We start from the raw sequence: 25,130 nt of genomic DNA, 5'->3' as shown, positions 1-25,130 counted from the left end.
CCACCCAATTCCGTGAGACGAGGAGGACGGTAGTTTTTTCTTTCCGCATACGGAGCCCCACCATGAAAAAAATCGTCCCCGACCCACCGCCCGCAACCCTCCTTCTGCTCGATCCACCCCTCATCTCGCTCCAAGACCCTCCCTGCGCCGAAACGTGCGACCTGCTGATCCGCGCCCTGACCTTGACCGTGGAGCAGACCACCTCCGCCCTGCTAGACAGCAGCCCTGGCCTGATGCGTGACGCGATGGGCATGAACATCCGCCTGTTGTGCCGGATGATCAACGCCCTGTGCGACCACACCCGCGCCAGCGCCTGAGCCGAGGAATCACACAATGCGCGACGACCCCACAGCGTCTTCCACCGCAGGCGAGGAAACCTTCGACCTGTTCCGCCTGCAACCTGACGTCCCCTTCAACCACGCCTTCTCTCAGTTGTCCGTACTGCTCGGCTGCATCCGCCACCTGACCACCGAAGCGGAAATGGAGAATGACCGCGTGGCCGGCAGTGCAGCGCGGATTCTCAGCGAGATGGCCAAGGCATTGATCGACGATATGGAGCGGGGGATGAACAGGGTGCATTGAGTGCACTAGCGCCAAGGCAGCGAGTGAGTGCGCTCACTCCTGCTTGGCTTCGGCCCGTTGTGTCGCAAGGATGTGTTGCGACTGCTGTTCGATGAAGTCGAATACCTCGACCGGAACGGTGTATTGGTATTGCTTGCGCCGGTTCCTGGATACGATGCCATCATTGGTTAGGCACATCATCACCAGGTTGGCCAAGTCGCTGCCACGGACATCATACTGATTGTCCACTGCCCGATAGACAGCGTCGTAACTGGCCAGGAAATCGACTTCCTTTTGCAGTTCCACTTCAAGGGCCATTCTGGCCATGTCGAGCGTGAAGGCCACGCACGGCGTCGCATCCCAATAACGATAGACGGCTTCGTGGCCTTTGAACTCGAAGCTATATTGGCCGAAATCGATCCACCTCACCTCCCATAAATCCCGCACCGGTCGTGAGAACGATTGCAGGGCTTCCAGATAGCGAAGTTCTTGGCTTTTCATTGCTACTGACATGGGCAGCAGCAGACCATTGTCTAATGCCCCCGCGCGACACAGCGCTTGGTGGATCAAAAAGCGTGACAAACGACCATTACCATCCATGAACGGATGGAGCAGCACAAACCCAAACGAGGTGATGCCTGCTGCCACCAAAGGGTCAACCTGAGTCGGGGCGTCATTGGCAAAGCTCATCAAGCTTTCCATAAGTTCGCGGCACAGGTCTGCAGGGGGCGGCAGGAAGGTAACCCCAGCAGCACCTGGTGTACCGTCCGAGAGATAGTTTTGCTCGTGTCTGAAGGCGGCTGCCAGATCAAAAGGGTTGGACACCGTCGCATTCTGCAGGGCTACCAGATAGTCCTCGGTAAGAGGCTGGCGCTGGTGGGCCTGACGGAGTAGCTGGATAAAGCGACGGGACTTGTCTTCAGAAGGGGACTCTCGCTCGATGGCGAATGAATCCTTGGTTTCATGCATGTAGGCCCAATTCAGTGCCCGGTCCATCATGATAGGAGGCAGTGCCGCGATGAATGCTTGTGCTTTAGTGAGGATGTCATGATCGAGTAGCGACTGGATTTCGGCAGTACGCTCAACTGTCGCACAATAGGTCAGGTCGCCAAGGCCATTGAAGTCGATTCGCCATTTCGTGTTCCGCTCGCCGGCGCGGGTGATATAGCGTTGCGGATCGAAAAGCGGGCGATACGGACCGGTGACATTAACAGTTTGATTGAGTTGCTCACCTGTGAACGCTTCACGTAAATAGCAGGCTTTTCTAATGAAAACGCCATTCGGAGACGCCTGGTGGGCGTGTTCGAAATCGGCAGCTGGGATCCGGGGCAATGCTTGGGCGAGAACCGCCAAGTTGATGCCTTCATGTTTAAGTGCAAATAGCACGTGAGCGAGAAGCTCATTTTTGGCAGGGGTAATGGCTGCAGGAACTGCCAGCGTGGTCCCGATGAGCTTCAATCGGGTAACAGGAAGCACCGTGGCGGGGCGCAGCATGGGCACTGCAGCCAGATCCAATTGTTGAATGAGATGCGCGTAGCCAGCGGTTTCCATTTCAAGATCCCTTCACCGGGTCCAAGTTCGCCATTTTATTTTCAGCATGCTTGGAAAATTTTCAATTGAAGAGACCTTGATCATTTTTTTTTCAAAATCATAGGCAAAAATTGTAAGTGCCGTTGCTGCGCCCCACTCGATTTGTCACAAGATTTTTCATGAAATCCGCCCGCTACCCTTGAGAGAAATAGAGTGGAAGTGAACAATGTTCTCTTTCGCATTTCCTCCGAGACTGGCCATGAAAACCCGTTCCCGTCTGCTTGCCTGGCTGCCTGCTTTACTGCTTGGCCCAGTGCTGGCGCTGTGCAGCACCGTGGTGCTGGCCGAAGACCCCGCCGAGGCCGCCAAAGCCTTGCACCTGCTCGACTACATCGGTGCCGACTACCCGCCGACCGTGCGTGACGGCAAGGTGATCGACGAGGGTGAATACCGCGAGCAACAGGAATTCACTGCGTTACTGGCCGAACTGGTCAAAGGTTTGCCGGCGCATGCGGAGCAAACGGCACTGGAGCAGGGCGTAGAGGGGTTGCGCCAGGCCATTGAGCAGCGTCATGAAGGCGCTGCCGTTGCCCGTCAGGCCCGCCAGTTGGGCGCGCGCCTGGCGGTCGCCTACGAGGTTAGCCAGGCCCCGGTGATCACCCCGGACCCGGCCCGCGGGGCTTCGCTGTATGCGCAGAACTGCTCGATCTGCCATGGCGATACCGGCGCCGGCGATGGCCCGGCCGGTGTCGGCCTGGAACCGCCGCCCGCTAACCTGCGCAGCGTCGAGCGGCTTGACCAGTTGAGCCTGTTCGACCTGTACAACACCCTTGGCCTGGGCATCGAAGGCACCGAGATGCCATCGTTCGCCGATCAGCTCGATGAGCGTCAGCGCTGGGACGTCGCTGCCTATGTGGCAAGCTTCACGGCCCAGCCTGAAGCCGCCAAAGGTGACAAGGTCTGGAACCTGGCCGACCTTGCCCGCCAGACCCCGGCCGAAGTCGCGGCCAACGAAGGCGCCAGTGCGCTGGACGCGTTCCGTGCCCAGCGTGCCCAGCCGCCGCAGGTCAAACGCGGCCCGGCGCAGTTGCTCGAATACACCGCCAGCACCCTGGATAAAAGCCTGGCCGCCTACCGCGAAGGCGATCACGACCAGGCGTATGACCTGTCGGTGGCCGCGTACCTGGAAGGGTTCGAGCTGGTGGAAAGCTCGCTGGACAACATCGATACCCAAGCGCGCAAAGACACTGAAAAATCCCTTATGGCTTACCGCCAGTCACTGCAGGACGGTTTGCCAGTGGCCCAGGCTGAGCAGCGCCTGACCGAAGCCAAGGCCAAGCTCGGCCAGGCCGCAAAACTGCTGGGCAGCGATGGCCTGAGCTGGTCGCTGAGCTTCATTTCCGGGCTGTTGATTCTGCTGCGCGAAGGCCTTGAAGCGATTCTGGTGCTGGCAGCGGTCCTCGCCTTCCTGCGCAACACCGGCCAGCAGTCGGCTGTACGCAGCGTCAATATCGGCTGGGGCCTGGCGCTGGTTGCCGGCTTTGCCACCTGGGCCCTGGCGGCTTATGTGATCGACGTGGGCGGTGCCCAGCGCGAGCTGCTGGAAGGCTGCACGGCGCTGTTTGCTGCGGTCATGGTGCTGTGGTTGGGGGTATGGATGCACGACCGCCGCCACGCTGCGGCCTGGCAGGACTACATCAAGAGCAGCCTGGTCAGTGGCGGCGGGCGCTTCGGCTTTGCCATGCTGGCGTTCTTCTCGGTGTACCGCGAGCTGTTCGAGGTGATCCTGTTCTACGAAACCCTGTGGCTGCAGGCGGGGCCTGCCGGGCATCAGGCGGTGCTGGCAGGGGGCGCGACGGCGCTGGTGCTGCTGGTGGGGTTGGCGTGGGTGATTTTGCGCGGTTCGGCCAAGCTGCCGCTGTCGCTGTTCTTCAGCATCAACGCGGCGCTGTTGTGCGCGCTGTCGGTGGTGTTCGCCGGGCACGGCGTCAAGGCACTGCAAGAGGCCGGGGTGCTGGGCACGCGGCCGGTGGCGTTCTTCGAGTTCGACTGGCTGGGCATTCATGCCGATGCCTACTCGCTGGCCGCCCAGGCGGTGGCATTGCTGGCCATCGTGTTCCTGTACGGGCGCTCGCGGTTGGCCGAGAAGCGCAGGGCGGCGGCCAGCTAAGGCCGCCCTCCTGGTATACCTGTTCGATCAGGCCGGTTGTGGCGCCTTGAGAATGTTCTGCAGCAGTTGAACACTGTCGACGGCGTCATGACCCAGGCTGGTCAGGTAGCCACCATCGGGTTGATCGGTCAGCCCTTTCTCGAACAGGCGCTGAGCGGCCGCGATCAGGGCAGGGGAGGCGTGGCTGTTTATCTTGATGCCTTCCTGGCTGCTGTCGTGCTTGAACAGCGCGAGGACTTCCAGTTCGGCGATCAGATCGGGGGTAAAGGACATGGCGACTCCTGACTTCCAGACGAGGATGGCGGCACCGTCATCGGTGCCTGACCTTCGAGTGTAGTCGGGTTATTCGTCGTCGCCTTGATCCATCTCAGGTGGCAGCTCGGGCAGGGCGCGCAGGGCGCTTTCATACCACTCGCTATTGAAGGCGCGGTCTTCCACCAGCATGTTGTCGATCTCGAAGGCCAACACATGGGCCATCAGGTTGAGGATGTCCTCGCGCGCGTAGCCGACCAGGGTGAGCTTGTTGAAGGTGGCTTTGGCGGCCGGCGGCTCGCCGCTTTCGATCTGGTTCTCGATGGCCTGGGTCAGCGTTGCCTCGGCGAAGGCTTCGTCGTCATTGTCGATGTCGGTGGGCTCGCTCATGGCGGTACTCCTGTGATGGGGCATACAGTTTGCCACGCCTGTGCTGGCAATGTCCGGTCATCGACCGGGTGCATGACGCTGGTCAGGCGCTCGCGCAGGGGCTATAAAAGCCGGGCCATCCCCATACGGCCTGGAGGCTGTTACCCCATGCTCAAGCTTCACGGATTCTCGGTCAGCAACTACTACAACATGGTCAAGCTGGCGCTGCTGGAAAAAGGCCTGCCTTTCGAGGAGGTCACCTTCTACGGCGGCCAGGCGCCCAAGGCACTGGAAGTCAGCCCGCGGGGCAAGGTACCGGTACTGGAAACCGAGCACGGCTTTATCAGCGAAACCAGTGTGATCCTCGACTACATCGAGCAGACCCAAGGCGGCAAGGCACTACTGCCAACCGACCCGTTCGAGCAGGCCAAGGTACGTGAGCTGCTGAAGGAAATCGAGCTGTACATCGAGCTGCCGGCGCGTACCTGCTATGCCGAGTCCTTCTTTGGCATGGCGGTGGAGCCGTTGATCAAGGAACGCGCCCGTGCCGACCTACTGGCAGGCTTCGCCACGCTCAAGCGCAATGGGCGCTTCGCACCCTATGTGGCGGGTGAGCAGCTGACCATTGCCGACCTGATGTTCTGCTTCTCGGTCGACCTGGCCTACGCGGTGGGCAAGAAGGTGCTGAACCTCGACTTCCTCGCGGACTTCCCCGAGGCCAAGGCATTGCTGCAGCTGATGGGCGAGAACCCGCACATGGCGCGGATCGTGGCAGACAAGGAGGCTGCGATGCCGGCCTTCATGGAGATGATTCGTAGCGGCAAGCGCTAACTGTAGCTAGCGCTGAACCTGTAGGAGCAGCCTTGTGCTGCGAAGGGGCCGGTGCAAACACCTTAGATCCATGGTGTTTGCACCGGCCCCTTCGCAGCACAAGGCTGCTCCTACAGCAAGCAGTTAGCGCGAAGCCAGCAAGGCTTGGCCACGCACTACGGCCGCACGCACCTGCGCCGGTGCGGTACCACCAATGTGGTCACGGGCATTGACCGACCCTTCCAGGGTCAGCACGGCGAACACGTCCTGCTCGATCTGGTCGCTGAACTGGCGCAGTTCGTCCAGGCTCATCTCGGCCAGGTCCTTGCCAGTGTCCACGCCATACTTCACCGCGTGGCCGACGATTTCGTGGCAGTCACGGAACGGCAGGCCACGGCGTACCAGGTAGTCAGCCAGGTCAGTGGCGGTGGAGAACCCGCGCAGGGCCGCTTCACGCATGATCGCGTGCTTGGGCTTGATGGCCGGGATCATGTCGGCAAAGGCACGCAGCGAGTCGCGCAGGGTATCGGCGGCGTCGAACAGCGGTTCCTTGTCTTCCTGGTTGTCCTTGTTGTAGGCCAGCGGTTGGCCTTTCATCAGGGTCAGCAGGCCCATCAAGGCGCCGAACACGCGGCCGCTCTTGCCACGTACCAGCTCCGGCACGTCTGGGTTCTTTTTCTGCGGCATGATCGAGCTGCCGGTGCAGAAGCGATCAGGCAGGTCGATGAACTGGAACTGGGCGCTGGTCCACAGCACCAGCTCTTCGGAGAAGCGCGACAGGTGCATCATCGCCAGGCTCGCGGCAGCGCAGAATTCGATGGCGAAGTCACGGTCCGAAACGCCGTCCAGCGAGTTGCCCGATACGTCCTCGAAGCCCAGCAGCTTGCAGGTGAGCTCGCGGTCGATCGGGTAGGTGGTGCCGGCCAGCGCGGCGCTGCCCAGGGGCATGCGGTTGGTGCGCTTGCGGCAGTCGACCAGGCGCTCGTAGTCGCGGCTGAGCATTTCGAACCAGGCCAGCAAGTGGTGGCCGAAGGTGACCGGCTGGGCGGTTTGCAGGTGGGTGAAGCCGGGCATGATGGTCTCGGCTTCACGCTCTGCCTGCTCCAGCAGGCCCTGTTGCAGGCGGGTGATTTCGGCCAGGATCAGGTCGATCTCGTCGCGCAGCCACAGGCGGATGTCGGTGGCGACCTGGTCGTTGCGGCTGCGGCCGGTGTGCAGCTTTTTACCGGTGATGCCGATGCGATCGGTCAGGCGTGCCTCGATGTTCATGTGCACGTCTTCAAGGTCGACGCGCCAGTCGAAGTTGCCGGCCTCGATCTCGCCCTGGATGGTCTTCAGGCCATCGATGATGGTGTCGCGCTCGGCATCGCTGAGCACGCCGACCTGCGCCAACATGGTGGCGTGGGCGATCGAACCCATGATGTCGTGGCGGTACAGGCGCTTGTCGAAATCGACCGAAGCGGTGAAACGGGCGACGAAGGCGTCGACGGGCTCACTGAAGCGGCCGCCCCAGGACTGATTGGTCTTGTCGGTGCTCATGGATTCACTCATTGCAGGCGTGAACGAAAAAGTGGCGCCGATAATAGCAGGGTTGGGCTGGCTGCCGCAGGACGCCGGTCGAGAGAAATGACGGCAAATGGGCAGGCAAACGAGCAAGCAAGGATTTGCAGGATTGAACGGCAGTGTTCCACGGACCGTCTACAGTTGGACAGAGGACTGGCAGTGAATCTGCCGGCCGAGTGAATCTTTGGCCATTGCACCGGTCTAGAGCGTGACACGCAGTGTCGCTCGAACCACACTTGTCTACGCTACACCTGTGCGAGACTCATTCAGGAATCCAGCGCAATTATGAATGTCCTGATCGTTGATGACGAACCCCAAGGCCGTGAACGCCTCAGTAGGCTACTCGGCGAACTAGAGGGTTATACCGTGCTGGAGCCAAGCGCCACCAACGGCGAGGAGGCCCTGGCGCTGATCGAAAGCCTAAAGCCCGATGTGGTCCTGCTGGACATCGGCATGCCTGGCCTGGATGGCCTTCAGGTCGCTGCTCGCCTGTGCGAGCGCGAAGCGCCGCCCTCGGTGGTGTTTTGCACCGGCGACGATGAATACGGCACAGAGGCTTTCAAGGACAGCACCCTCAGCCATGTGACCAAACCCTTCCAGCCTCAGGCGTTGCGCGATGCGCTGCGCAAGGCCGAGAAGCCCAACCGCGCCCAGTTGGCGGCGCTCACCCGGCCGGCCAATGAAGGCGGCGGCCCGCGCAGCCATATCAGTGCGCGAACGCGAAAGGGCATCGAGCTGATTCCCTTGCCCCAGGTTATCTATTTCATCGCTGACCACAAATACGTGACCTTGCGCCACGAGGGCGGTGAGGTGTTGCTCGATGAGCCCCTCAAGGCCCTGGAAGACGAATTTGGCGAACGCTTCGTGCGTATCCACCGCAACGCGCTGGTGGCCCGCGAGCGTATCGAACGCCTGCAGCGCACCCCGCTTGGGCATTTTCAGCTGTTTCTCAAAGGCCTGGACGGCGATGCCCTGACCGTCAGCCGGCGCCATGTGGCTGGCGTGCGCAAGATGATGCAGACGCTCTGACCACGTCTTTGCGCGGCCGCTGCCCACGGCCGCGCATGGGACGTACATAGCCATTGACCCGCATCTGCTGGTGATGCCGCCGGAGCTGTTATCATCGGCAGCATTTCTCTGCATCGGGGCGTTCCATGTCCACTCGCGAAATCCGCATTGCCACCCGTAAAAGTGCCTTGGCCCTGTGGCAGGCCGAATACGTCAAAGCCCGCCTCGAGCAGGCGCACCCTGGGCTGATCGTGACCCTGGTGCCCATGGTCAGCCGCGGTGACAAGCTGCTGGATGCGCCGCTGGCGAAAATCGGCGGCAAGGGCCTGTTCGTCAAGGAACTGGAAACCGCCCTGCTGGACAACGAAGCCGACATCGCCGTGCACTCGATGAAAGACGTGCCCATGGACTTCCCTGAAGGCCTGGGCCTGTACTGCATCTGCGAGCGGGAAGACCCGCGAGACGCCTTCGTTTCCAACCGTTTTGAAAGCCTCGAAGCCTTGCCCGCCGGCAGCATCGTCGGCACCTCCAGCCTGCGCCGCCAGGCCCAGTTGCTGGCGCGTCGGCCAGACCTCGAAATCCGCTTCTTGCGTGGCAACGTCAATACCCGCCTGGCCAAGCTCGACGCTGGCGAATATGACGCGATCATCCTCGCCGCCGCCGGCTTGATCCGCCTCGGTTTCGAAGACCGCATCACCGCCAGCATCAGCGTCGATGACAGCCTGCCCGCGGGCGGCCAAGGCGCGGTGGGTATCGAGTGCCGCAGTGCCGACAGCGAAATCCATGCACTGCTGGCGCCGCTGCACCATCTCGACACCGCCGACCGGGTGGTGGCCGAACGGGCCCTGAACAAGCGCCTTAATGGCGGCTGCCAGGTGCCGATTGCCTGCTACGCAGTGCTTGAAGGCGACCAATTGTGGCTGCGCGGCCTGGTCGGCCAGCCGAGCGGTGGCACCTTGCTGGTGGCCGATGCCCGGGCACCACGCGCGTCGGCTGAAGTGTTGGGCGTGCAGGTTGCCGAAGACCTGCTCGGCCAAGGCGCCGAGGCCATCCTCAAGGAAGTCTATGGCGAGGCCGGGCACCCGTGAGCCCTTGGCGCCTGTTGCTGACCCGGCCTGAAGAGGACTGCGCGGCACTGGCGCAGAGCCTGGCAGCCGCCGGCGTGGCCAGCAACTGCCTGCCTTTGTTGGCGATCGAGCCTGTGCGATTGGGCGACGTGGCGCGTCAGCGGCTTGCCGGGTTGGGGCACTACCAGGCCATGATCGTGGTCAGCAAACCGGCCGCCAGGTTGCTGCTTGAGCAACTCGCGCACGCCGGCCTGCAGCCTCCGGCAACCGGCTGGTTTACCGTCGGTGAAGCAACGGCTGCAGTGCTGCAGTCCGCCGGTCTTCAGGTGACTTTCCCTACGCAAGGTGACGACAGCGAGGCCTTGCTCGCACTGCCGGTCCTGCGCGACGCTATCGCGCTTCCTACACCACGCGTCCTTATCGTCCGTGGCGTGGGAGGTCGCGAACTGCTGGCAGAGCGTCTTGCAGAGCAAGGTGCTAGTGTCGATTATCTGGAACTGTATCGTCGCTGCCTGCCAGAGTACCCGGCGGGCACGCTGATGCGTCGCATCGAAGCGGAACGCCTCAATGGCCTGGTGGTCAGCAGTGGGCAGGGTTTTGAACATTTGCAGCAGATGGCCGGCGCCGATTGGCCGCAGGTGGCGTGTCTGCCGCTGTTCGTGCCGAGCCCGCGGGTTGCCGAGCAGGCCAGGGCCGCCGGGGCCCAACAGGTTGTGGATTGCCGTGGCGCCAGTGCCACGGCCTTGCTGGCAGCTGTGCAGCGCAGCGCTGCACCTGCCTCTTAAGGCGCTAAGCTGAACGCCTAGCGCCCCCATGCAAAGGATGGATACGTGAGCGAAACTGTCTTGTCCAATAACGATCAGCCGTCGGCCCAGACGCCGGCGGATCCTGTCACCGCCACACCCGCCAAGCGCTCCGGCACCGGTTTGGCAGCGCTGGCGCTGCTGCTGGGTGCTGCCGGGGTCGCAATAGGTGGCTGGGGTGTCTGGCAGGTGCGGCAACTGCAAGGCAGCGAATTCAACCAAGGGCAGCACCTTGAAGCCCTGAACCAGCGCGCCGAAGCGCTGCAGCAACGTGAACAGCAGATCAGCGCGCAGCTGGCCAGCCTGCCGGCCGCCAGCGAGCTGGAAGACCGCCGCCGCCTGGTTTCGCAGCTGCAAGGCGATCAGCAACGCCTCAGCCAGCGTCTGGAAACCGTGCTGGGCGAGAGCCGCAAGGAATGGCGCCTGGCAGAGGCCGAACACTTGCTGCGCCTGGCTACCCTGCGCCTCTCGGCGCTGCAGGACATCACCAGCGCCAAGGCCCTGGTCGAAGGCGCCGACGAAATCCTTCGCGAGCAGAGCGACCCCGGTGCCTTCGCCGCCCGCGAGCAGTTGGCGCGCAGCCTGGCAACCCTCAACAGTACGCAGCAGCCAGACCGCACGGGCCTGTTCCTCAAGCTGGCTGCACAGCGCGAGCTGGTGCAACAACTCAGCGCCCAGTCGCCTGAGTTCGAGAGCAATGCCGATGCGCTCGGTGCGCTGACCTCCGACGGCGATGGCGCCAGTCGCTGGTCGCAGTGGTGGGCGGAAATCTCGAAGTATTTCCAGATCGACTTCAACGCCGATGACAACGTGCGGCCGCTGCTGGCCGGGCAGTCGCTGAACCAGCTGCGCCTGGCCTTGAGCCTGACCATCGAGCAAGCCCAGTGGGCTGCGCTCAATGGCGAGGCCAAGGTCTACACCCAGGCACTGGATGATGCGCGCAGCGTACTGCTGGCCAACTTCAATGCCGACAACCCACAAAGCAAGGCCATGCTCGACAGCCTCAACGCCTTGGCCGAGCAACCGGTGTCTGTGGTCACCCCTGACCTGAGCGAGAGCCTGGCCTCGGTGCAAGCCTACATTCAGCGCCGCCATCTGCCGGCCGAGGGTGAAGGGGGCAAACCATGAAGCGGGTCTACCTGCTGGCCGTACTGGCGATCGTGATCGCCGCCGCGCTGGGCATTGCGGTGGCCAAGCACAGTGGCTACGTCTTGATCTCCTATGGCAGCTTCCGCTACCAGTCGGGGCTTTGGGCGGCGCTGGCCGGGCTTGTTGCCGTGATCGCCCTGCTCGGGTTGCTGCGCTACCTGGTTGGCCTGGTGTTGACCTCCAGCGGCGTGGTCAACCCGTGGTCGCGTCGTAACCGCAGCCGCCGCATCCGTCTTTCCATCGAGCAAGGCCAGTTGGACCTCGCCGAGGGCCGCTGGGCCAGTGCCCAGCGCCATCTGCACCGCGCCGCCGAAGCCGAGCGCCAGCCCTTGCTGTACTACCTCGGCGCCGCCCGCGCCGCCAACGAGCAAGGCCGCAAGGAAGACAGCGACAACCTGCTGGAGCGCGCCTTGGAGCGTCAGCCGCAGGCGGAACTGGCCATTGCCCTGACCCATGCCCAGTTGCAGATGGACCGTGGCGACACGGATGGTGCGCTGGAAACCCTGTTGGCGATGCAGGCGCGGCACCCGCATAACACCCAGGTGCTGCGACTGCTGCAGCGCTTGTACCTGGAACGTGGCGATTGGTCGGCGCTGATTCGCCTGCTGCCTGACCTGCGCAAGGGCAAGGTGCTGCCAGCGGCTGAGCTTGCCGAGCTTGAAAAGCGTGCTTGGGGCCAGAACCTGAGCCTGGCGACAACCCGCGGCGAGGATGCGCAAAGTGCGCGTCAGGCCCTGGAACGTGCCTGGCAGCAACTGACTGCCGCCCAGCGCCAGGAGCCGCAGCTGGTGCTGGCCTACGCCGAGCAGCTGCGCCAGGTCGGCGCCCAGGGCGAAGCCGAGCAAGTGCTGCGCACGGCCCTCAAGCGTGAGTACGAAAGCCACCTGGCTCGCTTGTATGGCCTAGTACGCGGTGATGACCCGGCGCGCCAGTTGCAAACAGCCGAAGGCTGGCTGAAGGCGCATCCACAGGACCCAAGCCTGCTGCTGACCCTCGGCCGCCTGAGCTTGCAAAACCGCCTGTGGGGCAAGGCGAGGGACTATCTGGAAAGCAGCTTGCAGATGGAGCGCAACCCGGAAACCTGTGCCGAATTGGCCCGCTTGCTCGCCGGCCTTGGCGAGACCGAGCGCAGCAACCAGCTGTTCCAGGAAGGCCTCGGCTTGCTGGATGAGCGCTTGCTGGCGCTGCCGTTGCCAGAAGCAGTGCGCGCCTGAGTTACGCCTAATCGTTTTACCTGGGTTACCCCTTAGTTCGCGCCAGCGTGCGGGCTAAGGGGGCGGGTAACTTGTCCGGCGATATAAGTTAGTTCTGCAGTCCATTTCTTAAGACGTTTCCTACTGTCAGGCAGGAAACTTCCTTTGCTATTCAGCGACTTGTCGTCCCTGTAGCGCCTTGAAACACAGCGGTTATTTCCTCTACCGTTTCAAGCCACTTCATTCCCCGGGACCTCCATCGCCCATGCTGCCGGCCCGTTTACGCACTTTTTTCTTTCCTGCCTGCCTTGCCGCGTTGGCTGTGCTGGCCGGTTCATTTCACTTGGAAAGTGCGCTGGGGCTGGTGCCGTGCCCGTTGTGCTTCAGTCAACGTTTGTTACTGGGCCTGTATGGGCTGCTTTGCCTGGGCGCAGTGCTGCAGGCACCGGGCAGGTCGGGTATCCGCCGTTACTCGCAAGCACTGTTGGCCTGCTCGGCGGCGGGGGCGATGCTGGCGGCACGGCATGTCTGGCTGCAAGGGGCGGGTGGGGCAGTTCACGTGTGCCCGGCTCCGATTTGGGATGTGTTCGAGCAATCCTGGCGTGAAGCTGCGCGGCAATTGCTGCTAGGTGGCCCGGATTGCAACGCGCTGACCTGGAGTTTTGTTGACCTGACACTGCCTGAATGGAGCCTGCTGGCATTCCTGTTGCTGGGCGCGCTGCCCTTGAGCCGCCTGCTGGCGTATCGTTTCCGCACCCTGGCAGGCGATTGACCTGGCGCAAGCCTGGAACGCTATCGCGACCAATGGTGTTGTAACGGGGTATTAAACACTTGTATGAACTTTGTCTGCTGCGTACCTTGATGGTCAGCACGCGCGGGAATAATCTCCCAGCACGCATACCGAAAATACAACTGCTCGATGCCGTCCTGCTGATGTCACCTTTGTGCTGCGCGGTCGTGGTGCGAGGTGCAGCGGCATCTACCCAGAAGGGAAGAGATCGCCATGCTCGATAGTTGTCAGAACGCCCAGGAACGCTGGGGTGGGGTTCACAAGCTGATCGACCGTTGGCTGGAGGAGCGCCATGAACTGGTGCAGGCTTTCCGCGCACTGCGCGACGCCAAGCCAGCCTTCGCCGACAAGGACAAGAACCGCGATTTTTGCGCGGTGCTGGTCGACTATGTCTCGGCTTGGCATTTCGAAGTCAGCGAACAGCTGGTTAGTGAAGCCAAGGCCTTCGGCGACACTCGCGGCCTTGAACTGGCCACGCAGATCAACCCGCGCATCGATGACAGCACCCAGATCGCGCTGGCATTCAATGACCATTGCGAGAAGGGCGAGTGCACAGACCCCGAGCGCTTCGCCGAAAAACTGGCCAAGCTGGGCGGCCTGCTGCACGAGCGCTTCGAGCTGGAGGATTGCCTGATCGAGGTGTTGCACAACGCGCACAAGGAAGAGGGCACGGTCGAAGCCTGAGGCGTGGCGTCAGTCGCCAACCGCCAGCAGTTCGATCTCGAATACCAAGGGGGTATAGGGCGCGATCAGGTCACCCGCGCCCTCGGCACCGTAGGCTTGCGCCGACGGAATCACCAGGCGCCATTTCGCGCCTGCATGCATCCGAGGCAACGCCACCCGCCACCCTTCGATCACCGAATCCAGGCTGAACCACTGCGGCTGTTGGTTTTGGTCGAACACCGAGCCATCCGGCAACCTGCCCACGTAGCGTACCTGCACCTTGCCACCCGCTTTCGGCTGCGCGCCGACGCCGCTTTGCAGTTCGCTGTAAAGCACGCCTTCGGGCAGTTCATGCACACCAGCACGTGCCCGCTCGTTGGCCATGAAGCGGGTTTCCACCGCCTTGAGTTTTTCTGCCTGAGCCTGCTCGGCGGCGTTGTCGGCTTGCGCTTCATGCTGCTGCAACACAGCCTGCATGCGTGCCTTGTCGAGCTTCAGTGGTTGCCCTTGATAGGACTGGCGCAGGCCTTCGACCAGGGCGTCCAGTTGCAGCCCCGGCATCTCTTCGCGCAGCCGCTCGCCCAGGCTGGCACCTAGGCTGTAGGCCAGGTCGTGGTCGTCTGCATTGGCCAGGGCAAAGGGCGCCACCAGGCACAAACCTAAAACAAGAAAACGCGGCATGGACAGTTCCTGCGCAATGAGCGGGCCGTGGCAGCCAACATCGGGGTTGGCCTGTATCTGCCAAATATGAGCAACGCTTAATTCAGCAACTACACTTTCACGGAGCTGCAAGATAACAACTTTGCCCAGGCATGCAACGCGGCGTAAATATTACTGTCAACATGCCCTAGCGGCGGTAGCAGCAGAAGCATAGTATGAGCCGCAATCTCGTCAGCCAGGAGGTAAACCATGTCGGCCAAAAAGAAGCCAGTAAGTACGCCGTTGCACCTGCTCCAGCAACTTTCGGGCAGCCTGCTCGAACATTTGGAAGATGCCTGCTCGCAAGCGCTGGCTGATGCGGAAAAACTGCTGGCCAAGTTGGAAAAGCAACGTGGCAAGGCACAAGAGAAACTGCACAACGGTCGCCTGAAACTACAGGACGCGGCCAAGGCAGGTAAAGCCAAGGCGCAGACCAAGGCACAAAAAGCGATCGGTGAACTTGAAGGTTTGCTCGACTCGCTCAAGGACCGCCAGACCCAGACCCGTACCTACATCCAACAGCTCAAGCGTGATGCCCAGGACAGCCTGAAGCTGGCCCAAGGTGTGGGCAAGGTGCGTGAAGCCGCGAGCAAGGCACTGGACCAGCGCGCCGTCGCTGCCAAGGCTGCAAAACCAGCTGCTGCTAAAGCACCGGCCAAGGCTGCCAGCAAGCCAGCAGCACGCGCCACGGCCGCCAAACCTGCCGCCAAAGCACCTGCAGCCAAGGCGCCGGCCAGAGCCGCTGCCGCCAAGCCAGCCGCCAAAGCCGCTGCCACCAAAGCGCCGGCCAAAGCGCCAGCAAAAGCCGCTGCCGCCAAGGCACCCGCCAAAACCGCCGCCGCCAAACCTGCGGCCAAGCCAGCCGCTAAAGCCGTCGCTGCCAAAGCACCGGCCAAGGCTGCAGCTGCAAAACCCGCAGCCAAGCCAGCTGCTGCCAAGGCGCCAGCCAAGGCCGCCGCTGCTAAACCGGCAGCCAAACCTGCAGCGGCCAAAGCCCCGGCCAAACCTGCAGCTGCAAAACCTGCGGCCAAGCCTGCTACCAAGCCCGCGGCTGCCGCTAAAGCACCCGCGCGTGCTGCCGCCAAACCGGCTGCAAAACCGGCTGTGAAAGCTGCTGCAAAACCGGCTGCTACCAAACCCGCCGCGAGCAAGCCAGCCGAAACCAAGCCCGCCACGGCTGCCACCAGCGCGCCTGCCGCCGCGACCAACTCGGCCAGCCCGGCCGCAGCACCGTCGGCACCCGCCAGCACCCCGGCTCAGGCGCCGTCTTCGGCATCCTGAAGCGCTGCCGCCGCGACGCGCAATTGATGCAGCGCGCGGTGATCTTGGGCCTGGTCCGGCGCTAGCCGGGCCAGCCAGTCGTCCGTGGGCTCGTGCGAGTCCGCGGGCCACTGTTGCGAGCACGCCTGCAGGCGTTCCAGCAAGGCCTTCTCGGCCTGCAATTCCAACCCCTTTGCTTGCTCACGCAACGCTGCCAACTGCGCATCGTTGTGCGCTGCCGTGCGCCATTGCTGGCGCAGGTTACGCAATGGCGCCACCACCTCACACTGCCAAGGTTCGGCAATGTCGCGCAGGGCTTGTGCGCGCTGACCTGTCGCGGCCACGCCGCGTGCTTGCAGCCACGTGCCGCAGAGCAACAGGCAAACGTCACCGCCCAACGCTTGCACGTCAAGGCAGGCCTCTTCCACGCCGGCCCTGGCATACAAGGCCAGGGCGTGATTCCACAGGTCGGTGTACATGATTCCACTCACGCTACGGGCCGAGGAAGCTGGTAGACTCCGCGACCATCATGATCAGACTATCCAACCTCACTTTACAGCGTGGTCCGCAGCGCTTGCTAGAAGGCGCCGAGATGACCTTGCACGCCGGCCACAAGGCCGGTTTGATCGGTGCCAACGGCGCCGGAAAATCCAGCCTGTTCGCCTTGCTGCGCGGTGAGCTTTCGCCCGATTCCGGCGATTGCCAGCTGCCCGGCGACTGGCGCATCGCCCACATGCGCCAGGAGGTCGACACCCTCGATCGCCTCGCGGTGGACTATGTGCTCGATGGCGACGTGCGCCTGCGCAAGGTGCAGGCCGAGCTTGCCATCGCCGAAACGGCGCACGACGGCACGGCCCTGGCGCGCCTGCACAGCGAGCTGGAAAGTGCCGATGGCTATACCGCCGATGCCCGAGCACGCAAATTGCTGGCCGGCCTTGGCTTCACCAACGAACAGATGGACCGCCGCGTCGGTGACTTCTCCGGTGGCTGGCGGATGCGCCTGAACCTGGCACAGGCACTGATGTGCCCGTCCGACCTGCTGCTGCTCGACGAGCCCACCAACCACCTGGACCTGGATGCCATCCTCTGGCTGGAAGACTGGCTCAAGGGCTACCCCGGCACCCTGTTGCTGATTTCCCACGACCGCGATTTCCTCGATGCCGTGGTCGACCACGTGGTGCACGTCGAGCAGCGCAAGCTGAACCTGTACAAGGGCGGCTACACCGCCTTCGAGCGCACCCGGGCCGAGCGCCTGGCGCAACAGCAGCAAGCCTACGAGAAGCAGCAGGCCCAGCGTGCGCACATGGAAAAGTACATCGCCCGCTTCAAGGCACAGGCCACCAAGGCCCGCCAGGCCCAGAGCCGGATCAAGGCCCTGGAGCGCATGGAAGAGTTGTCGGCGGCGCATGTCGATTCGCCGTTCGACTTCGTCTTCCGCGAGTCGCAGAAAATCTCCAGCCCACTGCTGGACATGTCCGAAGGCCGCCTGGGTTATGGCGACAAGGCCATCCTTGAGAAGGTCAAGCTGCAGCTGGTGCCGGGTGCGCGTATCGGCCTGCTCGGCCCTAACGGCGCGGGCAAGTCGACCCTGATCAAGAACCTTGCCGGCGAGCTGGAACCGCTGTCCGGGCGCCTGGTACGTGGCGAGAACCTGGCGGTGGGCTACTTCGCCCAGCACCAGCTCGACTCCCTCGACGACAAGGCCAGCCCGCTGTTGCACCTGCAGCGGATTGCCCCGACCGAGCGTGAGCAGACGCTGCGCGACTTCCTCGGCGGCTTCGATTTCCACGGTGACCGTGTCGACGAGCCGGTGGTGAATTTCTCCGGTGGCGAAAAGGCCCGTTTGGCCCTGGCGCTGATCGCCTGGGAACGGCCGAACCTGTTGCTGCTCGACGAACCGACCAACCACCTGGACCTGGAAATGCGCCTGGCGCTGACCATGGCCTTGCAGGAGTTTGCCGGTGCTGTGGTGGTGGTTTCCCACGACCGTCACCTGCTCAAAAGCACCACCGACGATTTCCTGCTGGTGGCTGACGGCAAGGTCGATACGTTCGATGGCGACCTGGAAGACTACAGCCGCTGGCTGGTCGAGTACCGTCAGCGCAACGCGCCGGTCAGCAACACCCCGGCCAACCCGGACAAGACCGACAAGAAAGCTCAGCGCCAGGCTGCAGCGGCCTTGCGTCAGCAACTGGCACCGCACAAGAAGGCGGCCGACAAGCTGGAAGCTGAGCTTAACCAGGTGCATGCGCAACTGGCTGAGATCGAAACAGCGTTGGGCGACAGTGGCCTGTACGAGGCCGCGCGCAAGGACGAACTGCGCGATGTGCTGGCCCGCCAGAGCAAGTTCAAGCAGCGCGAAGGCGAGCTTGAAGAAGCCTGGATGGAAGCGCTGGAAACGTTGGAAAGCATGCAGGCCGAGCTTGAGGCGCTGTCCTGAGGCTGAGGTCTTTGGGGCGTAGGGCGGGAGCCTTTTAGCGCTTGTGAGATCGAGCGCCGCTTGCGCGGCGCTTGATCTCAACCCACCCAAAACCCCAAACCCTAAACAAATCTGCAAAATCCGCTGGTTATTTTTTCGCCAACATCTTAGCTTAACGTTTTGCAACATATGTTCGAGCGAGGTGTGTGATGTCGATGGAAGTGTGGTTGGGCTTCTTTGCCGCGTGTTGGGTGATCAGCCTTTCACCTGGGGCCGGGGCGATTGCCTCGATGTCCAGCGGCCTGCAGTACGGTTTCTGGCGCGGTTACTGGAACGCGCTAGGCCTGCAGATTGGCCTGATCGTACAGATCGCCATCATCGCCGCCGGCGTCGGCGCTATCCTCGCCGCTTCCGCCACCGCCTTTACGGTGATCAAGTGGTTTGGCGTTGCCTACCTGGTCTACCTGGCCTACAAGCAATGGCGCGCGCTGCCGATGGACATGAGCGAAGAGTCTGCCGTGCGCCCGATCGGCAAACCGCTGAGCCTGGTGTTCCGTGGTTTTCTGGTCAACGTCAGCAACCCTAAGGCACTGGTGTTCATGCTGGCGGTGCTGCCGCAGTTCATCAACCCACATGAGGCCCTGCTGCCGCAGTACGTGGCCATCACCGTCACCATGATCACCGTCGACATGCTGGTGATGGCGGGCTACACCGGCCTGGCTTCGCGGGTGCTGCGCCTGCTGCGTACACCCAAACAGCAGAAGCGGCTGAACCGCACCTTTGCCGGGTTGTTCATCGGCGCGGCAACCTTCCTCGCGACCCTGCGTCGCGCGCCTATCTGACAGGCCATCGGGGGCTCACAAGCGCCCCCGGTTATTTCGGCTTTTCCACAAAGCCCTTGAGCAAATCCAGCGGCAGTGGAAAGACGATGGTCGAGCTTTTGTCCCCGGCAATCGCCCCCAGCGTCTGCATGTAGCGCAACTGCATCGCCCCTGGCTCCTTGCTGAGCATCTGCGCCGCCTGCATCAGTTTTTCGGACGCCTGCAACTCCCCTTCGGCATGGATCACCTTGGCCCGTCGCTCACGTTCGGCCTCGGCCTGGCGCGCGATGGCACGCACCATCGATTCGTTGAGGTCGACGTGCTTGATCTCGACATTGGCCACTTTGATGCCCCAGGCATCGGTTTGCGCGTCCAGCACCTGGCGGATATCGGCATTCAGTTGCTCGCGCTCGGCCAACAGCTCGTCCAGCTCATGCTTGCCAAGCACGGCGCGTAAGGTGGTCTGGGCCAGCTGGCTGGTAGCGACGAGAAAGTCTTCGACCTGAATGATCGCTTTTTGTGGGTCGAGCACGCGAAAGTACAGCACGGCATTGACCTTGACCGAGACGTTGTCGCGGGTGATCACGTCCTGCGGCGGTACATCCAGCACGACCGTGCGCAGATCGACCCGAACCATCTGCTGGATGACCGGGATCAGCAGGATCAACCCCGGCCCTTTCACCTGCCAGAACCGCCCCAGCTGGAACACCACGCCGCGCTCGTACTCGCGCAAGATCCGGAACGCCGACAGCAACAACACGCCCAGCAGCATCAGCAGGGCGCCGAAACCCAATTGCATGAACATCGTCATTCTCCTTGGGCCGCAGGTGCAGCAGCGCTGACCTCCAGCATCACGCCACGGCGCGCCGTGACTCGCACGTGTTGGCCAGGCTGCAGTGGCGTCGCGCATTGAACCTGCCACTGTTCGCCCTGCGCCTGCACCGAACCGCAGAACGGGTTGCCTGCCAGCACCTGGGTAACCGTGACCAGGCTACCGACCAAGCCGGCATCGCCGCTGACCAGGGCGCGCTTGCGCGCTTTCAGGGCCATGCCCAGCACGCCACCGATAAACAGCGCCGACAGCACTGCCAGGCTGGCGATCAAGGGCAAGGGGATGCCGAACCCAGGCACGTCGGTGTCCATCAAAATCACTGCGCCGAGCACGAAGGCCACGATGCCGCCAAAGCCGACCACGCCAAAGCTGGGCAAGAACGCCTCGGCAATCATGAACGCCAGCCCGAGCAGGATCAGCGCCACCCCGGCGTAGCTCACCGGCAGCAACTGCAGGGCATACAGCGCCAGTAGCAGGCAGATACCGCCGATCACGCCGCCCACGGTGGAGCCGGGGCTCATGAACTCGAACAGCAGGCCGTACACGCCGACCATGATCAGGATCAGCGCCACGCTGGGGTTGGTGATGACGGCCAGCAGGCGCGTGCGCCAGTCCGGCAGGTGTTCGACCAGGCTGGCACTGAGGGTGTGCATCTGCTGCGGCTGACCGGCAGCGTCCAGTGTTTTGCCGTCGAGTTGGCGCAGCAGGTCGGGCAGGTCAGTCGCCACGAGGTCGACCACTTTCAGCCGCAATGCCTCGCTGGCCGACAAGCTGACGGCTTCGCGCACGGCCTGCTCCGCCCAATCGGCATTGCGCCCGCGCAGCTGCGCCAGGCCGCGTATGTACGCAGCAGCGTCATTGACCTGCTTGCGGGCGAGGGTTTGTTCATCACCACTGGGCTTGGCCTTGTCGTCCTTGGGCATGCCCGGGGGGCCGCCAATCTGCACCGGGGTGGCCGCGCCCAGGTTGGTCCCGGGGGCCATGGCTGCGACATGGCTGGCGTAAAGGATGTAAGTGCCGGCGCTAGCGGCCCGTGCACCGCTGGGCGCGACGAAGCTGGCAACCGGCACGGGGCTGGCGAGGATGGCTTTGATCATCTGGCGCATGGCGCTGTCCAGGCCGCCAGGGGTATCCATGCGGATGACCACCAGTTGCGCGCCTTGTGCATGGGCCTGGTCCAGGCTGCGCACCAGGTAGTCGGCACTGGCCGGGCCGATGGCATCGTCGATGCTCAACACCCAGACGGCACCGGGCGCTGCCTGGCTGCCCGGTGCCAGCCCAAGCAGCATCAACAGCAACAGCCAGCGCCACCAGCGAGCGGCCACCTGTCGTCACCTCGTTCGTCTCTATTACACAAGTTTAGTCATGCCTGCCGGGCCAAGGCCTAAAATTGAAGATTGGGGGCGCAATACCGGAGGTGCATCATGCGTATGGCAAAGACCCTGCAGGCTCGCCTGGACAAGGCCAACTGCGACTACGACATCATTCCCCATCCACATTCAGCCACCAGCCTGGAGTCGGCACGCACGGCCGGTGTACCCGCCGAGCGGGTCGCCAAGTCGGTGGTGCTCGATGACCGGCATGGCAACTACATCCTGGCCGTGCTACCGGCCAACCGGCATCTGGACATGAGCAAGGTGCGCATGTCGGGCGCCTGGCAACTGACCCGCGAAAGCGGCCTGCCGACGCTGTTCGGCGATTGCGAACGCGGCGCAGTGCCGGCACTTGGCGATGCCTACGATATAAAAATGCTGCTCGACCCGACCCTTACCCGGCAAGGTGATGTCTACCTGGAGGCGGGTGACCACGATCACCTGATCCACATGAGCATGGAGCAGTTCATGAAGCTGGTACCGCACGCCGAAGTGCGTGAGCTGTGCTGATGTTCTCAAGCCAACGCCGGGCGGGCGTCGTGGACGGCCTGACCGGCTTTTAGGAGGAATCATGGAAGCACCGATCCATCCATTCGCCGAGCTGTTCAAACAGCTGGGCTTGCCTGACGATGCTTTGAGTATCGATCAATTCATCACCAGCCACTCGCCGCTGCAAAACGAGATCAAGCTGGTCGATGCCCCGTTCTGGACCGATGCCCAGCGCAACTTCCTCAAGGACAGCATCAACGAAGATGCTGATTGGGCAGTCCCTTTCGACCAACTCAACGAGGCGTTGCGCCGCCCCCGAAAATAAAGCGCCGAGCGGCACCTGACGAGTGATTGGCCGTTGCTATGCTCAGGAAAACAATAAGGGGATAGCGCGATGAAAGATCCCTACGCACCAGGGTTCTGGTGCTCCGTGACGATCCTGGGCACGCTGACGGCCAGTTACTTCTATGGCATCAGGCAGACGCAACAGATGAACCAGGCGGTGCAGTTTCTCTACGCCGCCGCCGCGGTCACCGTGGCGGTTGCGCTGGTGGCGCTGACCTGGATCGCCTGGCAACAGTTGCGCCTGAACAAGCGTGAGGTGATCCAGGGGCGAACGTTGCTGACCATCTGGAACACCAAGGTTGCCCTGCGCCGGGTCGAAACGGTATTCGACCGCTATTTCTGGGGCAGCTACTGGCACTCCGGGCGCACCTTCGAAGAAGTCATGGGTGAGCTCAAGGGCACCCCGCTGGAGCAAAGCCTGGACGCCTTAAAGCGCCAGTGCCGGGCGCTCGACCGCGAAATCCACGATCACCACCACCACTGGCTGGCCAATGCACGGGACCTCTCCAGTGTGGCGGCGGCCATGGCCCGCGAACGCTACCAGCTCGATCTGGGCGAGCCGACGAGCACGGGCAATGGCACCACTGCCGTGCTCAACCGCGACCTTGAAGTGCTGGTATACACCTGGTCGGCGCGCCTGCGCAGCTTCGACCACCAACTGGACGAACTGGAGCGCGCCTACCACTGAGGCGGTTTACTCGCCGCGGATGTACTGCTCCAGTTGCAGGATCAGGTTGGCCTGTTCGGCGATGGTTTCCTTCACCAGGTCGCCAATCGACAACAGGCCCAGCAGTTCGCCATTGCTGACCACCGGCAGGTGACGTAAATGCCGATCGGTCATCTCGTTCATGCAATATGCCAAGCTCTGTGTCGGGTCCACCGTAATCACCGGGGCGCTCATGATCTCACGCACTGGCGTAGCCGCTGACGAGCGGCCCTTCAGTACCAACTTACGGGCGTAGTCGCGTTCACTGACAATGCCCACCACCTGATTGTTCTCCACCACCGGCAGCGCACCGATATTCTTTTCCGCCAGCAGCTTCAGGGCCTCCAGCACCGAGTCATCAGGGCCTATGGTGTAAACGGTCTGGTGTTGCGACTTGGTCTTGAGGATTTCTTTGACGGTCTTCATACGGGCCTCTGCGGATGGAATAAGCGCTGTCTCAACGTAAATAAAGCATCCGATACGGCGCTCTGCACGGCAATGCAGGAAACGGCATGGAGGCGATTGAAAAACGTCATGGTTGAATCGATTGTGTACCAAGCACTCCGGCAAGCCGTTTATCCGGCGCTGGAGATGCTTACCTGGGTGGGGCAAAATCCCCGATAATCTGTGACAATGCATGTCAAGTTGCCATCATCCAGACCTGTTTCGGCAAGGAGCCGCAATGCAAAGCATGTTTCGCCTCACAGCGCTCAGTTGCGCCTTCATCACCGCTGCCGGTTGCAGCAGCCAACAGATCGACAATATTTCCAAGAGCGTTAAAGACATTGGCAGGGACTACGGCATGCCCGTGCTCTGTGGTGTCGGGGTTGTCGCCGGGGGCGCTGCCGGTTATGCCCTTAAAGGCAAGGACGGCATCTTGCCGGGCGTTGCAGTCGGCGGCACGTTGGGGTGCATCGCCGGTTATGTCTGGCAGTCGCGCTTGCAGGAGCTTGACCGCATCGCCAAGGAAGAGAACCTGAAGATCACCACCGAGAAGTTGACCGTTGCCTCGGCTGCGGTGGTGACCGCCGTCCCTGAACAGGCGGGCCTGGTGACCCAGATCGAAGACACCGGTATGTTCGCCACTGGCTCCGACCAACTGACCCCCAACGGCCAGCGCGCCGTGGCCAAGCTGGCGCAGATGTATGCCAAGCCGGCCGCCACCGACAAGCAGGCCGCCGCCAAGGAGGCGCAGGCACGTCGCTTGTTGATCGTTGGCCACAGCGATGCCGTGGGCAATGCCGATTTCAACCAGAAGCTGTCCGAGCGCCGCGCCAAGACCGTGGGCAAGGTCATGCTGCAGGCCGGCATCCCGGCCAGTGCCATCTATTACCAAGGCGCCGGGGCATCGCGCCCGATTGCCGATAACAGCGACCCGTTGCTGCGTGGTCAGAACCGCCGTGTGGAAATCGTCGAGCTGGCCAACGAACAGGCCCTGGTGATGCGCGCCCAGGCAGAAGCGGGTAACACCCGCTACCTGCACTACGGCACCTCGACCGCTGCCAAGCCTCGGCAGGCGACCACTACCGCACAAGCGAGCAGCAAGCCTGCCGCAAGCAAGCCGACCACGGCACAGCGCACGCCGGCCACGGCCAGCAGTACCGCCAGTGCAACCACCAGTACCAGCAGCACCAGCACTAGCACCCCGAAGGCTGTTGCTGCTGTGCGTCCGCAGGTCGACTTCGCCGGTACCCCCGTGGCCAACTACAGCTGGACCATGGCGCAGAATATCAAGCCGAAACAGAGTGGCTTCACGCTGATCAGCAGCGCATACGCCGCGCAGATGCCGATGTCCAGCTGCGAGGCCGACCGCCCACGCAATGCCGGTGAAGTGCTGAGCATGGTCAACGACCAACCTTTGCAGCGCCGTGCCACCAAGGACTACCTGCCGGGTTACAACAACCGGGTCTGGGCCAACCTGGTCAACGGGCACCTGGTGACCGTGTCGCCGGTATCGATCTTGCGTGAGAACGCCATGGTCGACCGCCAGCCGATTCTGCAGTTGGTCGAAGACTACAAACAGCCCACGCAGCACAAACCACGCACCATGAAGGCCGTGGCCAACACCTATGAAGGCGAAAGCGAAGTGCTCTACCGGGTCTTCGCCAGTGATGCCCAGGCATCGATTTCGTGCATGGACATCGTATTCAGCAAAGGCAACGCCGAGGTCAGCCAAGGTGCCTTGTTCTATGCCGCCGGCAGTGACGCGTTCGTCGCTTCCTACAAGCCGATCCCGGCTACCAAATAACCCCAGTCAA

The 25,130-nt window shown here is 62.6% G+C and carries 27 protein-coding genes; 18 read left to right on the top strand and 9 right to left on the bottom strand.

Features of this window, described 5'->3' with window-relative positions; all coding sequences use genetic code 11:
• Positions 1 to 62: 62 nt before the first annotated feature.
• Positions 63 to 317 carry a hypothetical protein gene (locus MFF34_RS09620; protein ID WP_238212819.1) on the top strand — a complete coding sequence of 85 codons (255 nt, stop codon included), beginning with the start codon at positions 63 to 65 and terminating at the stop codon, positions 315 to 317.
• 16 nt (positions 318 to 333) lie between these two features.
• A complete protein-coding gene (locus MFF34_RS09615; RefSeq protein ID WP_027595118.1) occupies positions 334 to 582 on the top strand; it encodes a DUF3077 domain-containing protein in 249 nt (82 codons plus the stop codon).
• 33 nt (positions 583 to 615) lie between these two features.
• On the opposite strand, the gene MFF34_RS09610 is transcribed toward MFF34_RS09615, so the two are convergent.
• Positions 616 to 2,112 carry a Fic family protein gene (locus MFF34_RS09610; RefSeq protein ID WP_238212817.1) on the bottom strand — a complete coding sequence of 499 codons (1,497 nt, stop codon included), beginning with the start codon at positions 2,110 to 2,112 and terminating at the stop codon, positions 616 to 618.
• Positions 2,113 to 2,317: 205 nt separating this feature from the next.
• On the opposite strand from MFF34_RS09610, the gene MFF34_RS09605 reads away from it, so the two are divergent.
• Entirely contained in the window at positions 2,318 to 4,261 is a 1,944-nt protein-coding gene (locus MFF34_RS09605) for a cytochrome c/FTR1 family iron permease (RefSeq protein ID WP_238212807.1), read from the top strand.
• A gap of 27 nt (positions 4,262 to 4,288) precedes the next feature.
• Here the strand turns inward: MFF34_RS09605 and MFF34_RS09600 are convergent, their stop codons facing one another.
• Both MFF34_RS09600 and MFF34_RS09595 read right to left on the bottom strand, forming a co-directional pair.
• The gene (locus tag MFF34_RS09600; protein WP_027595121.1) at positions 4,289 to 4,534 is read right to left on the bottom strand and encodes a TIGR02647 family protein; all 246 of its coding nucleotides are present in this window, start codon (positions 4,532 to 4,534) and stop codon (positions 4,289 to 4,291) included.
• A gap of 69 nt (positions 4,535 to 4,603) precedes the next feature.
• On the bottom strand, positions 4,604 to 4,903 hold the full coding sequence (locus MFF34_RS09595; protein WP_238212782.1) for a hypothetical protein: 300 nt from the start codon (positions 4,901 to 4,903) through the stop codon (positions 4,604 to 4,606).
• A gap of 147 nt (positions 4,904 to 5,050) precedes the next feature.
• On the opposite strand from MFF34_RS09595, the gene MFF34_RS09590 reads away from it, so the two are divergent.
• A complete protein-coding gene (locus tag MFF34_RS09590) occupies positions 5,051 to 5,713 on the top strand; it encodes a glutathione S-transferase (protein WP_085273898.1) in 663 nt (220 codons plus the stop codon).
• Positions 5,714 to 5,836: 123 nt separating this feature from the next.
• Here the strand turns inward: MFF34_RS09590 and argH are convergent, their stop codons facing one another.
• The gene (gene argH, locus MFF34_RS09585; RefSeq protein ID WP_027595124.1) at positions 5,837 to 7,231 is read right to left on the bottom strand and encodes an argininosuccinate lyase; all 1,395 of its coding nucleotides are present in this window, start codon (positions 7,229 to 7,231) and stop codon (positions 5,837 to 5,839) included.
• A 309-nt stretch (positions 7,232 to 7,540) separates the two neighbouring features.
• On the opposite strand from argH, the gene MFF34_RS09580 reads away from it, so the two are divergent.
• From MFF34_RS09580 to MFF34_RS09550, 7 genes are all read left to right on the top strand, one after another.
• Positions 7,541 to 8,284: a LytTR family DNA-binding domain-containing protein gene (locus MFF34_RS09580; RefSeq protein WP_027595125.1), complete on the top strand. Its 744-nt coding sequence runs from the start codon at positions 7,541 to 7,543 to the stop codon at positions 8,282 to 8,284.
• A gap of 125 nt (positions 8,285 to 8,409) precedes the next feature.
• Entirely contained in the window at positions 8,410 to 9,351 is a 942-nt protein-coding gene (gene hemC / locus MFF34_RS09575; RefSeq protein ID WP_099428040.1) for a hydroxymethylbilane synthase, read from the top strand.
• Positions 9,348 to 10,115: a uroporphyrinogen-III synthase gene (locus MFF34_RS09570; RefSeq protein WP_238212780.1), complete on the top strand. Its 768-nt coding sequence runs from the start codon at positions 9,348 to 9,350 to the stop codon at positions 10,113 to 10,115. The genes hemC and MFF34_RS09570 overlap by 4 nt, the downstream gene beginning before the upstream one ends.
• 45 nt (positions 10,116 to 10,160) lie before the next feature.
• Positions 10,161 to 11,261 carry a uroporphyrinogen-III C-methyltransferase gene (locus tag MFF34_RS09565; RefSeq protein ID WP_097151363.1) on the top strand — a complete coding sequence of 367 codons (1,101 nt, stop codon included), beginning with the start codon at positions 10,161 to 10,163 and terminating at the stop codon, positions 11,259 to 11,261.
• Positions 11,258 to 12,496 carry a heme biosynthesis protein HemY gene (locus tag MFF34_RS09560; RefSeq protein WP_238212772.1) on the top strand — a complete coding sequence of 413 codons (1,239 nt, stop codon included), beginning with the start codon at positions 11,258 to 11,260 and terminating at the stop codon, positions 12,494 to 12,496. The genes MFF34_RS09565 and MFF34_RS09560 overlap by 4 nt, the downstream gene beginning before the upstream one ends.
• Positions 12,497 to 12,740: 244 nt before the next feature.
• Complete coding sequence (locus MFF34_RS09555) at positions 12,741 to 13,247, top strand: disulfide bond formation protein B (RefSeq protein WP_238212771.1); 507 nt, start codon at positions 12,741 to 12,743, stop codon at positions 13,245 to 13,247.
• Between the two features lie 231 nt (positions 13,248 to 13,478).
• Complete coding sequence (locus tag MFF34_RS09550; protein WP_027595131.1) at positions 13,479 to 13,949, top strand: Rsd/AlgQ family anti-sigma factor; 471 nt, start codon at positions 13,479 to 13,481, stop codon at positions 13,947 to 13,949.
• A gap of 9 nt (positions 13,950 to 13,958) precedes the next feature.
• Here the strand turns inward: MFF34_RS09550 and MFF34_RS09545 are convergent, their stop codons facing one another.
• Positions 13,959 to 14,609 (bottom strand): FKBP-type peptidyl-prolyl cis-trans isomerase, encoded by a 651-nt coding sequence (locus MFF34_RS09545; RefSeq protein ID WP_238212763.1) that lies wholly within the window; start codon positions 14,607 to 14,609, stop codon positions 13,959 to 13,961.
• A 228-nt stretch (positions 14,610 to 14,837) separates the two neighbouring features.
• Between MFF34_RS09545 and MFF34_RS09540 the strand changes: the two genes are divergently transcribed.
• The gene (locus MFF34_RS09540) at positions 14,838 to 15,908 is read left to right on the top strand and encodes an AlgP family protein (protein WP_238212761.1); all 1,071 of its coding nucleotides are present in this window, start codon (positions 14,838 to 14,840) and stop codon (positions 15,906 to 15,908) included.
• Here the strand turns inward: MFF34_RS09540 and MFF34_RS09535 are convergent.
• Positions 15,884 to 16,366 carry a TIGR02444 family protein gene (locus MFF34_RS09535; RefSeq protein WP_238212759.1) on the bottom strand — a complete coding sequence of 161 codons (483 nt, stop codon included), beginning with the start codon at positions 16,364 to 16,366 and terminating at the stop codon, positions 15,884 to 15,886. The two genes, MFF34_RS09540 and MFF34_RS09535, sit on opposite strands and share 25 nt — an antisense overlap.
• 50 nt (positions 16,367 to 16,416) lie before the next feature.
• On the opposite strand from MFF34_RS09535, the gene MFF34_RS09530 reads away from it, so the two are divergent.
• A complete protein-coding gene (locus MFF34_RS09530) occupies positions 16,417 to 18,327 on the top strand; it encodes an ATP-binding cassette domain-containing protein (protein WP_099452601.1) in 1,911 nt (636 codons plus the stop codon).
• Between the two features lie 188 nt (positions 18,328 to 18,515).
• Complete coding sequence (locus MFF34_RS09525; protein ID WP_027595136.1) at positions 18,516 to 19,148, top strand: LysE family transporter; 633 nt, start codon at positions 18,516 to 18,518, stop codon at positions 19,146 to 19,148.
• Between the two features lie 31 nt (positions 19,149 to 19,179).
• Here MFF34_RS09525 and MFF34_RS09520 read toward each other — a convergent pair whose 3' ends face one another.
• Positions 19,180 to 19,932 carry a slipin family protein gene (locus MFF34_RS09520; protein WP_027595137.1) on the bottom strand — a complete coding sequence of 251 codons (753 nt, stop codon included), beginning with the start codon at positions 19,930 to 19,932 and terminating at the stop codon, positions 19,180 to 19,182.
• A 2-nt stretch (positions 19,933 to 19,934) separates the two neighbouring features.
• Positions 19,935 to 21,284, bottom strand: a complete 1,350-nt coding sequence (locus MFF34_RS09515) for a nodulation protein NfeD (RefSeq protein ID WP_238212757.1) — start codon at positions 21,282 to 21,284, stop codon at positions 19,935 to 19,937.
• 99 nt (positions 21,285 to 21,383) lie between these two features.
• Here MFF34_RS09515 and MFF34_RS09510 point away from each other — a divergent pair, with 99 nt between their 5' ends.
• The 3 genes from MFF34_RS09510 (at position 21,384) to MFF34_RS09500 (ending at position 22,854) form a co-directional block, all read left to right on the top strand.
• Positions 21,384 to 21,842: an aminoacyl-tRNA deacylase gene (locus MFF34_RS09510; protein WP_027595139.1), complete on the top strand. Its 459-nt coding sequence runs from the start codon at positions 21,384 to 21,386 to the stop codon at positions 21,840 to 21,842.
• 61 nt (positions 21,843 to 21,903) lie between these two features.
• Positions 21,904 to 22,146 (top strand): DUF2789 domain-containing protein, encoded by a 243-nt coding sequence (locus MFF34_RS09505; RefSeq protein ID WP_085273890.1) that lies wholly within the window; start codon positions 21,904 to 21,906, stop codon positions 22,144 to 22,146.
• Positions 22,147 to 22,215: 69 nt separating this feature from the next.
• Positions 22,216 to 22,854: a hypothetical protein gene (locus MFF34_RS09500; protein ID WP_027595141.1), complete on the top strand. Its 639-nt coding sequence runs from the start codon at positions 22,216 to 22,218 to the stop codon at positions 22,852 to 22,854.
• 6 nt (positions 22,855 to 22,860) lie between these two features.
• Here MFF34_RS09500 and MFF34_RS09495 read toward each other — a convergent pair whose 3' ends face one another.
• On the bottom strand, positions 22,861 to 23,298 hold the full coding sequence (locus tag MFF34_RS09495) for a CBS domain-containing protein (protein WP_238212755.1): 438 nt from the start codon (positions 23,296 to 23,298) through the stop codon (positions 22,861 to 22,863).
• Between the two features lie 256 nt (positions 23,299 to 23,554).
• On the opposite strand from MFF34_RS09495, the gene MFF34_RS09490 reads away from it, so the two are divergent.
• On the top strand, positions 23,555 to 25,120 hold the full coding sequence (locus MFF34_RS09490) for an OmpA family protein (protein WP_238212753.1): 1,566 nt from the start codon (positions 23,555 to 23,557) through the stop codon (positions 25,118 to 25,120).
• Positions 25,121 to 25,130: the final 10 nt, after the last annotated feature.

The organism is Pseudomonas sp. PAGU 2196 (assembly GCF_022179005.1).
Taxonomy (GTDB): domain Bacteria; phylum Pseudomonadota; class Gammaproteobacteria; order Pseudomonadales; family Pseudomonadaceae; genus Aquipseudomonas; species Aquipseudomonas kermanshahensis.
Note: the sequence above shows the minus strand (reverse complement) of the source record. Positions and strands in the feature narration are given on the sequence as shown.